The organism is Intrasporangium chromatireducens Q5-1, assembly GCF_000576575.1.
In the GTDB taxonomy this organism is placed as follows: Bacteria; Actinomycetota; Actinomycetes; order Actinomycetales; family Dermatophilaceae; genus Intrasporangium_A; species Intrasporangium_A chromatireducens.
The window spans coordinates 1-9,422 of sequence record NZ_AWQS01000148.1 but is presented as its reverse complement, the minus strand read 5'-3'; the positions used below and the strand labels follow the sequence as shown (position 1 = coordinate 9,422).

The window sequence follows — 9,422 nt, the reverse complement described above, 5'->3', positions numbered from 1 at the left end:
CGCCGACGACGACCGGCGTGCCGGCGGGCAGGCCGACGGCTTGGGCGACCGGCGCGCAGAGCGGCAGCGCGTGGGTCGTCGGCACGATCGGCGGAAGCTGGTCGAGCCGGATGCCGGCGAGGGCGACGGCGTCGGGGTCCCACTCGCGCGTCGCGATGTCGAGCAGGCCGGTCCCGCTGGCGGACGACAGCTCGGTCACGAGGCAGCCGGTCAGCGCGTGGACGACGAGGTCCTTCAGGCCCGCCCACGTGGCGGCTGCGGCGGTGAGCTGCGGCTCGTACCGGGAGAACCAGCGCAGCTTCGTCAGCGGAGCCATCGAGTGGACCGGGGTGCCGCTCGAGGCCTGGAGCGCGGCGGCGATCGGCGTCGCCCGCAGCTCGCGGGCGACCTCGCGGGCCCGGGCGTCGGCCCACGTCACGATCGGGGTGAGCGGACGCGCCTGCCCGTCGAGGCCGATGACCGCGTGCATCGCGGTGCTCACCGAGAGCGCGACGACCGTCGCGTCCGGCAGCCCGGCCACACAGTCACGCAGGGCGGCGATCGTCCCCGTCGTCACCGCCTGCGGGTCCTGCACCCGCCAGCCGGACTGCGGGCGGACGAGCGGATACTCGCGGATGCCCCGCGACACCGGCTCGCCGCCGCCGTCCGGTCGCAGGTCGAACGCGACGACCTTGGCGGCCGTCGTCCCGACATCGACGCCGATGACGACCTCGCGTGGGGTGGCGGTCACGAACCGGCCCGGGCCTCGAGGTCGGCGACCTGCCGCTCCACGGTGTCTGCGAGCGCACCGCCCTGGGCGTCCGGGTCGAGCCCGAGCCACGACAGCGTCCGGCGGACCGCCTCGCGGGCACTGCCCTCCGCGAGCGGGCGCACCTCGTCGGCGTGGGCGTCGGTGACCGGTGCGCCGTGGCCCCGCAGGTGGGCGATCCAGGCAGCCACGGTCCGGGTCGCGCCCTCGGCCACCCGGCCCGCGTCGAGCTCGGCCCGGACGACCGGAACGGCGCGGATCGGGATCTTCTGGGACCCGTCGGCCGCGATCTGGGCCAGCAGGTGGCGGATCTGGCCGTTGCGGTAGCGCTCGAGCAGGGCCTGCCGGTAGTCCGCGACGTCGGCCGGCGGGAGGCTGAGGTGCGGCGCCGCGGTGTCCCACCACTGCTCCACCCAGCCGAGCACCTCCGGGTCGGCGATGGCGTCGGCGACCGTCTCGTGACCGAGGATCGAGGCGGCGTAGGCCATCAGCGAGTGGGAGCCGTTGAGCAGCCACAGCTTGCGCTGCTCGAATGGCTTCACGTCGTCGACGAAGCGGGCGCCCGGCACGTCCCAGCCCGGTCGTCCGGCCGGGAAGCCACCGGCGAGGACCCACTCGGTGAACGGCTCGGTCGGGACGGTCTCCGGGTCGTCGATGCCGGTCTGGCGCAGCACCTCCGCACGGTCCGCGTCGGCCGTGCGCGGGGTGATCCGGTCGACCATCGTCGTGACGAAGGAGACGTTTTCGTCGAGCCAGCCGACGAGCGACTCGTCGACGAGGCGGGCGAGGTCGCGCACGACGCGGCGGACCATCTCGCCGTTCTCGGGGACGTTGTCGTTGGGCACGAGGGCGACCGGGCCCGCACCGGCCGCACGGCGCGCGAGCAGGCCGGCGACGAGCTTGCCGGGGGTCGTCGTCACCACGCCCCGCTCCGGGTCCGCGGTCAGGGCGGCCCGGTCCGCCTGCACATCGGGCGCGTCCGTGTTGAGGCCGCCGGCGGCGTTGCGCCGGTAGCCGGCCTCCGTGACGGTACTCGTCACGATCGCGACCGCCGGGTCGGCGAAGTAGCGCCGGAGCGCCTCGAGGTCCTCCGCCGGGTGCACCGCGCTGAGCGAGGAGATCACCTCGGGCCGGGCTCCCTTCGGGCCACGGATCAGCAGCGTGTAGAGCCCGTCCTGCGGCGCGAGCGCCTCGGCGACGGCGGGTGAGCGGCCGGTGAAGGCCGCGATCCCCCAGTCGCCGGCGTCGGGTGCGTGCTCGGTGTACCAGGCCGCGTGGGCCCGGAAGAAGTTGCCGACGCCGAGGTGGACGTGCCGGACCGGGGCGGCAGGGCGTCCGTCGGTCTGCCGGGACAGGCGTCGCCCCTCCGGCGAGCCCGATCCCGCTGGGGCGTCAGCGGCGCTGGGACCGGGCTCAGCGGCATACGACTCGTTCGCGGTCACAGCTTGAACACCTGCTTCGGGATGGACGTGACGAGGTCGACGACCGTCTCGAGCGCCTCGTCCTCACCGAGCCGGTGCTCGGCGACGAGCTGGGCGAGGTAGGCGCTGTCGAGGCGCCGGGACATGTCGTGGCGGGCCGGGATGGAGCAGAAGGCCCGAGTGTCGTCGATGAACCCGGAGGTCCGATAGAAGCCGGCCGTCTCGGTGACCGCACCCCGGAAGCGGCGGATCGCCTCCGGCGCGTCGATGAACCACCATGGGACCCCGACGTAGACGGCGGGGTACCAGCCGGCCAACGGCGCGAGCTCTCGGGAGTAGACCGTCTCGTCGATCGTGAACAGGACGAGGTGGAAGCCCTCGACGTCGCCGAAGCGGTCGAGCAGCGGCTGCAGGCCCCGGGTGAACTCCATCGCCACCGGGATGTCGTTGCCGGTGTCGGGACCGAACCGTCGCGACGACGACGTGTCGTGGTCGCGGTAGACGCCCGGGTGGAGCGTCATGACGAGCCCGTCCTCAGTCGCCATCCGGGCCATCTCGACGAGCATGTGGCGGCGGAACGCGGTCGCCTCGGCCTCGGACGCCTCGCCGCGGAGCGCCGCCGCGTAGATCCGCTCCGCCTCAGCCCCGTCGAGCGAGAGGGTCACCACGTCGGTGTGGCTGTGGTCCGAGGAGACGGCGCCGTGCTCCTTGAAGTAGCGGCGCCGGTCCGCGAGGGCCGCGAGGTAGCCGGCGTAGGCGCCGGTGTCGATGTCGGCCGCCTTGCCGAGGGCGGCCATGAGGTCGGGGAAGTCCGCGCGGGCCGGCTCGAGGTAGCGGTCGGGGCGGAAGGTCGGCACGACGCGGTGGGTGAAGCTCGGGTCGCTCGCGAGCCGCTCGTGGTGGCGCAGGTCGTCGGCGGGGTCGTCGGTCGTCGCGAGGAACTGGATGTCGAAGCGGTCCATCAGCGCGCGGGGCCGGAACTCCGGTGAGGCGAGCCGCTCGGCGATCTGGTCGTAGATCCGGTCGGCGCTCTCGGCCGAGGGCCGCTCGGTGACGCCGAAGATGTCGACGAGCTCGCTCTCCATCCAGTAGCGCACCGGCGTGCCACGGAAGTCGCGCCAGTGCTCGCAGAAGATCCGCCACGCCTGTCTGGCGCCCGCCTCGTCCAGCGGGGAGCCGCCGGCGCCGACCGCCTCGAGGGGAACGCCCTCGGCGTGGAGCAGGCGGAAGACGTAGTGGTCCGGCGAGATGAGCAGCGAGGTGGGGTCACCGAACGGGGTGTCGTCGGCGAGCCACTGCGGCGGGACGTGGCCGTGCGGCGAGATGATCGGCAGGTCCCGGACCGCGGCGTAGAGACGCCGGGCGATCTCCCGCACGCCGGGGTCCGGCGGGAAGAGTCGGTCGGGGTGCAGGGTCAGGCTCGCCGTCGAGGTCATGGCCCCCATCCTCCCCGAGTCGGGGCCGGGGTCGCCACGCGTTGCCACCTGTTGCCCTGCAGGGTTGCCCGTTGACCGGCTCGCAGCGAGAGTGGAGCCCATGACGACGATCACCGAGGAACCGCCCAGCGTCTCGGCCCGACGGGCAGCCCGGGTCGGCGGCACCGAGGGGGTGCTCGGCAGCGACGAGGTGCGCACCTTCATCCGCGAGCAGCTCGACGCGACCGACCTGGACGGCCGGAGCGTCTGCGTCCTCGTGCCGGACGGCACGCGCACCTGCCCCCTGCCGCTGCTCGTCGGCGCCGTCCACGAGGCACTCCACGGCCGGGTCTCGGGGCTCACCGTGCTCATCGCCCTCGGCACCCACGCCGCGATGAGCGAGCAGCACCTGGCGCGCCACCTCGGCTACGAGCCCGGCCGGCTCGAGGAGACCTATCCGGGCATGACGGTGCTCAACCACGAGTGGTGGAAGCCGGAGACCTTCGCGAACCTCGGGACGATCCCGGGCAGCCGGCTCGCGGAGCTGTCCGAGGGACGCCTCGAGGTCGACGTGCCGGTCCTGCTCAACAAGGCCGTCGTGGAGCACGACGTCGCCCTCGTCGTCGGGCCCGTCCTGCCGCACGAGGTCGTCGGCATCTCCGGCGGCAACAAGTACTTCTTTCCCGGCGTCGCGGGCCAGCAGATCATCGACGTGTCGCACTGGCTCGGGGCCCTCATCACGTCGGCCGAGATCATCGGCACGACGGGGATCACGCCGGTGCGCGCGCTCATCAACGAGGGCGCGTCCCTCATCCCCGCGCAGAAGCTCGCGTTCTGCGTCGTCGGCGGGACCGGCGCCGAGGCAGAGTCGCTGCACTCGGTCTCGTTCGGCGACACCATCGCCTCGTGGGCCAACGCCGCCGAGGTGTGCGCCGAGACCCACGTGACGTATCTCGACGAGCCGGTCCACACCGTGCTGTCCCTCGTGCCCCGGATGTACGAGGACATCTGGACCGGCGCGAAGGGGTTCTACAAGCTCGAGCCGGTGGTGGCCGACGGCGGCGAGGTGATCCTCTACGCGCCGCACATCACGCAGATCTCCGCGATGCACCCGGAGATCAACGAGATCGGCTACCACTGCCGCGACTACTTCGTGAAGCAGTGGGACCGCTTCAAGCACGTCCACTGGGGCACCCTGGCGCACTCGACCCACCTGCGGGGCGCGGGCAGCTATGACGCCGAGACCGGCGAGGAGCGCCTCCGAGTGCAGGTGACCCTCGCGACGGGCATCCCCGAGGAGGTCTGCCGCGCGGCGAACCTCGGCTACCGGGACCCGGCGTCGATCGACGTGGCGGCCGCCGAGGCGGACCCCGAGGTCTTCGTCGTGCCGCGGGCCGGCGAGGTGCTGTTCCGCCTCCGCTGAGCCGTCGAGCCGCGCACGACGAGACGCACCGGCAGCACCCGCGGCTCCCGGCTCGGCACGGCCCCGCGGATCATCCCGACGAGGTTGCGCACCCCGGTCGTGCCGAGCGCGTGGAGCGGCGCGGCGACGGTCGTCAGCTGCGGCGAGACGATCTCGGCGAGGAGGGTGTTGTCGAAGCCGACGACGCTGAGGTCCTCCGGCACGCGGACCCCGAGTGCGCGCAAGCCGTGCATGAGGCCGATCGCGAGGACGTCGTTGTAGGCGATGACCGCGCTCGCCTCGTGGCTCGCGACCTGCTCGGCGACGGCGTGCCCGGCTCGCAGGGTCGGCCCACCCACCGGCCCGACGCGACGGACCTTGATCTCGAGCTCGCAGCCCGCCTCCCGGAGGGCCTGCCACCGCGTCCCGTCGGTCCAGCTCGTCTCCGGGCCGGCGACGTAGAGGACGGACCGGTGGCCGAGCCCGCCGAGGTGCTCCAGAGCCCGCCGCACGCCGCGGGCGTTGTCGACGAGCAGGCTCGGCACCTCGGGCAGGGCGCGGTTCAGCACGACGACCGGCTTCTGCTTGGCCAGCATCCGGATCGCGCTGTCCGACATCCGCGAGCTCGTGAGCAGGACGCCCTCGACGCCGGACAGCTCGCGCTCGGTCCAAGTCCGCTCGAGCTGGGCGTCCTCCTGCGTGTGCGAGAGCAGGATCGTGTAGCCGAGCTCGCCGGCCGCCTCATGGGCGCCGCGGATGATCTCGGCGTAGAAGGGGTTGGTGATGTCGGTGACGACGAGGGCGAGGCTGCGCGTGTGGGTCGTGGTCAGGCCGGGCAGCGCCGACGTGCGATAGCCGAGCTCCTTGGCGACCTCGAAGATCCGCGCCGCGGTCCCGGCGTTGACCCGGCCCGGTCTGGCGAACGCCCGCGAGACGGTCGAGGCGGACACTCCGGCGGCCTCCGCGACGTCGTAGATGGTCGGTCGCCGGTCCATGCCCGCCACAGTAACCGGGCGGCAACTCGTGGCAATCGGTTGGCAGACCCACCGATCTCTGCCTCAATGGACTGGAGCGCGACAACGCGCCCATCGTCGGAAAGGCGTCGACCATGCTCCGTCCGCAGGACACCGCCACCCGGGAGAAGAAGCGGCTCGACGGCATCTGGAGCTTCCGGCTCGATGCCGAGTCTCGCGGCCGCGCCGACGGCTGGTTCTCCGGCCCGCTGCCGGGGGCGGGCGACATGGCCGTCCCCGCCAGCTTCAACGACGTCGCGGCCGACGCCGCGGTCCGCGACTACGTCGGTGACGTCTGGTACCAGCGCACCGCTCGGGTCCCGCGCGGCTGGGCGGGCCAGCGGGTCGTCCTGCACTTCGAGTCCGCGACCCACCGGGCCACGGTGTGGGTCGATGACCACGAGGTGGTCAGCCACGAGGGCGGCTACACCCCGTTCGAGGCCGACATCACCGAGTTCGTCACCCCGGGTGAGGAGGTGCGGATCACCGCCTGCGTCAACAACGCGCTCACCTTCCAGTCGATCCCGCCGGGCACCACCGAGCAGACCCCGGCCGGCCCGGTCCAGCGCTACTGGCACGACTTCTTCAACTACGCAGGGCTGCACCGGTCGGTCTGGCTCGTCGCCACGCCCCAGGCGCACATCGAGGACGTCACTGTCAGCACCCACCACGACGGGTCGACGGGCACCGTCCACTACGCCGTCGACACCCTCGACGCCGACGGGCTCGACGTGCGGGTCGTGCTGCGGGACGAGGACGGCGCGGAGGTCGCCCGCGGAGGCGGTGCGTCCGGCACGCTGACGGTCGCCGACGTCACGCTGTGGCGGGCCGGCCGGGGCTACCTCTACGCGCTGGAGGTGCAGCTCGTCCGCGACGACGAGGTCTTCGACAGCTACGTGCAGACCGTCGGGGTCCGCACCGTGGAGGTGCGCGGCACGGAGTTCCTCATCAACGGCGAGCCCTTCCACTTCCGGGGCTTCGGCAAGCACGAGGACATCCCCGTCACCGGCAAGGGCCACGACAACGCGTGGATGGTGCACGACTTCCGGCTGCTCGACTGGATCGGCGCCAACTCGTTCCGGACGTCGCACTACCCCTACTCGGAAGACGTGCTCGACTACGCCGACCGGCACGGCATCGTCGTCATCGACGAGACGGCCGCCGTCGGCCTCAACATGGGCCTCGGCGGCGGCATCTTCGGCGCCCAGGGCTACCAGACGTACAGCCCGGAGACGATCAACGACGACACGCAGCGGGTGCACGCCCAGGCGATCCGCGAGCTGGTGGCCCGGGACAAGAACCACCCCTGCGTCGTCCTCTGGTCGATCGCCAACGAGCCGGAGAGCGACACCGAGGGAGCTGAGGAGTACTTCCGACCGCTCTTCGACGTCGCCCGCGCGGCCGACCCGACCCGGCCGGTCGGCTTCGTCAACGTGATGCTGGCGCCGCACGGCAAGTGCCGGGTCTCCCAGTTCGGCGACGTGCTCATGCTGAACCGCTACTACGGCTGGTACGTCAACACCGGCGACCTCGCGAGCGCCGAGATCGCCTGGCGTGAGGAGCTCGAGGCGTGGGCCACCGACGGCAAGCCGATCATCATCACCGAGTACGGCGCGGACACCCTGTCGGGGCTGCACTCGATCACCCCCCAGCCGTGGGACGAGGAGTACCAGATCGCATACCTCCAGATGAACCACCGCGTCTTCGACTCGGTCCCGGCCGTCGTCGGGGAGCAGATCTGGAACTTCGCCGACTTCAAGACGACGGCGGGCATCATGCGGGTCGACGGCAACAAGAAGGGCGTCTTCACCCGCGACCGCAAACCCAAGTCCGCCGCGTTCTACCTGCGCCAGCGGTGGCGCGGGGAGAGCTGACGCGCGAGCCAGCTCAGCGGCATACCCTCGAATCTCCCGTCCAGCAAAGGAAACCATCGTGAGCAACCTCGCCACCATCGGAGTGACCGGCCTGGCCGTCATGGGCAGCAACCTCGCGCGCAACCTCGCGCGCCACGGCTACCGGGTCGCGGTGCACAACCGCACGTACGCGAAGACCGAGGCGCTCATGGCGGAGCACGGCTCCGAGGGCGACTTCGTCCCGTCGGAGTCGACGGCCGACTTCGTCGCGTCGCTCGAGCGGCCGCGGAAGATCATCATCATGGTCAAGGCGGGTGCACCCACCGACGCGGTCATCGACGAGCTCATCCCGCTGCTCGAGGAGGGCGACATCGTCGTCGACGGCGGCAACGCGCACTTCCTCGACACCCGCAAGCGCGAGGAGAGGCTGCGCCAGCACGGCCTCCACTTCGTCGGGACCGGCATCTCCGGCGGCGAGGTCGGCGCGCTCGAGGGCCCGTCGATCATGCCCGGCGGGTCCAAGGAGTCGTATGCCGCGCTCGGCCCGATCCTCGAGACGATCTCCGCGCACGTGGACGGCGAGCCGTGCTGCGCCTGGATGGGCCCCGACGGCGCCGGCCACTTCGTCAAGATGGTGCACAACGGCATCGAGTACGCCGACATGCAGTTCATCGCCGAGGCCTACGACGTGCTGACCGCGGCCGGGCTCTCCGCGGCCGAGGTCTCCGACGTCTTCCGCGAATGGAACACCGGCGAGCTCGACTCGTTCCTCGTCGAGCTGACCGCCGAGGTGCTGGCCCAGGTCGACGCCCGCACCGGCAAGCCGCTCGTCGAGGTCATCGTCGACCAGGCGGAGCAGAAGGGCACCGGCCGCTGGACGGTCCAGACCGCGCTCGAGATGGGCGTGCCCCTGTCGGTGATCGCCGAGGCGGTCTTCGCCCGGTCAGCCTCCGGTGACGTCGCGATCCGGGAGGCCTGTCGTGGCGAGCTGAGCGGCCCCGAGCGGCGGCTCGACGCCGAGCGGCAGCAGCTCGTCGACGACGTCCGACAGGCGCTCTGGGCCTCGAAGGTCGTGGCCTACGCCCAGGGCCTCGAGGAGATCCGCCGGGCCAGCGAGGAGTACGACTGGGACGTCGACATCGCGACCGTCGCGCGGATCTGGCGGGCTGGCTGCATCATCCGGGCCCGCCTGCTCAAGCAGATCAGCGAGGAGTATGCCGCTCACCGCCTGGCCACGCTCCTCATCGCACCGAGCATCAAGCAGGGACTCGCAGAGCGGCAGGACGCCTGGCGGCGGGTCATCGCCGGGGCGACGGCCGCCGGAGTCCCGGTGCCGGGGTTCTCGAGCGCCCTCGCCTACTACGACACCGTGCGCGCCGAGCGTCTCCCGGCGGCGCTCGTCCAGGGCCTGCGGGACAACTTCGGCGCGCACACCTACCGGCGTGTGGATGTCGACGGCGTATTCCACACATTGTGGGCCCAGGACAAGTCGGAGGTGCAGACGGCCTGAACGGCGGCGTCCGAGCCATGCCCCTTCCAATCGACAGTGCGCTTCTCCACATCGAGAGTG

At 72.0% G+C, this 9,422-nt stretch carries 7 protein-coding genes; 3 read left to right on the top strand and 4 right to left on the bottom strand.

Annotated elements, in window-relative coordinates; genetic code table 11:
• The 3 genes from N864_RS15270 to uxaC form a co-directional block, all read right to left on the bottom strand.
• The coding region (locus tag N864_RS15270; RefSeq protein ID WP_034718613.1) for an FGGY family carbohydrate kinase at window positions 1–730 on the bottom strand (730 nt) is incomplete at its 3' end.
• On the bottom strand, window positions 727–2,190 hold the full coding sequence (locus N864_RS15265) for a mannitol dehydrogenase family protein (RefSeq protein WP_081793917.1): 1,464 nt from the start codon (window positions 2,188–2,190) through the stop codon (window positions 727–729). The genes N864_RS15270 and N864_RS15265, both read right to left, overlap by 4 nt.
• Window positions 2,187–3,605, bottom strand: coding sequence for a glucuronate isomerase (gene uxaC, locus N864_RS15260; RefSeq protein WP_034718611.1), 1,419 nt, complete (start codon window positions 3,603–3,605; stop codon window positions 2,187–2,189). The genes N864_RS15265 and uxaC overlap by 4 nt, the downstream gene beginning before the upstream one ends.
• A 100-nt stretch (window positions 3,606–3,705) precedes the next feature.
• Here uxaC and N864_RS15255 point away from each other — a divergent pair, with 100 nt between their 5' ends.
• The gene (locus N864_RS15255) at window positions 3,706–5,007 is read left to right on the top strand and encodes a lactate racemase domain-containing protein (RefSeq protein ID WP_034718609.1); all 1,302 of its coding nucleotides are present in this window, start codon (window positions 3,706–3,708) and stop codon (window positions 5,005–5,007) included.
• On the opposite strand, the gene N864_RS15250 is transcribed toward N864_RS15255, so the two are convergent.
• Complete coding sequence (locus tag N864_RS15250) at window positions 4,908–5,981, bottom strand: LacI family DNA-binding transcriptional regulator (RefSeq protein ID WP_034718606.1); 1,074 nt, start codon at window positions 5,979–5,981, stop codon at window positions 4,908–4,910. The genes N864_RS15255 and N864_RS15250 overlap by 100 nt on opposite strands.
• Window positions 5,982–6,094: 113 nt before the next feature.
• Here N864_RS15250 and uidA point away from each other — a divergent pair, with 113 nt between their 5' ends.
• Together uidA and gndA are read left to right on the top strand one after the other, a co-directional pair.
• Entirely contained in the window at window positions 6,095–7,873 is a 1,779-nt protein-coding gene (uidA, locus tag N864_RS15245) for a beta-glucuronidase (protein WP_034718603.1), read from the top strand.
• 58 nt (window positions 7,874–7,931) lie between these two features.
• On the top strand, window positions 7,932–9,362 hold the full coding sequence (gene gndA, locus N864_RS15240) for an NADP-dependent phosphogluconate dehydrogenase (protein ID WP_034718600.1): 1,431 nt from the start codon (window positions 7,932–7,934) through the stop codon (window positions 9,360–9,362).
• Window positions 9,363–9,422: the final 60 nt, after the last annotated feature.

Excerpts from the sequence above, each read along its gene's own strand:
- uidA (WP_034718603.1), top strand. The coding sequence starts at position 6,095 with ATGCTCCGTCCGCAGGACACCGCCACCCGGGAGAAGAAGCGGCTCGAC.
- N864_RS15250 (WP_034718606.1), bottom strand. The coding sequence starts at position 5,981 with ATGGACCGGCGACCGACCATCTACGACGTCGCGGAGGCCGCCGGAGTG.
- N864_RS15255 (WP_034718609.1), top strand. The coding sequence starts at position 3,706 with ATGACGACGATCACCGAGGAACCGCCCAGCGTCTCGGCCCGACGGGCA.
- uxaC (WP_034718611.1), bottom strand. The coding sequence starts at position 3,605 with ATGACCTCGACGGCGAGCCTGACCCTGCACCCCGACCGACTCTTCCCG.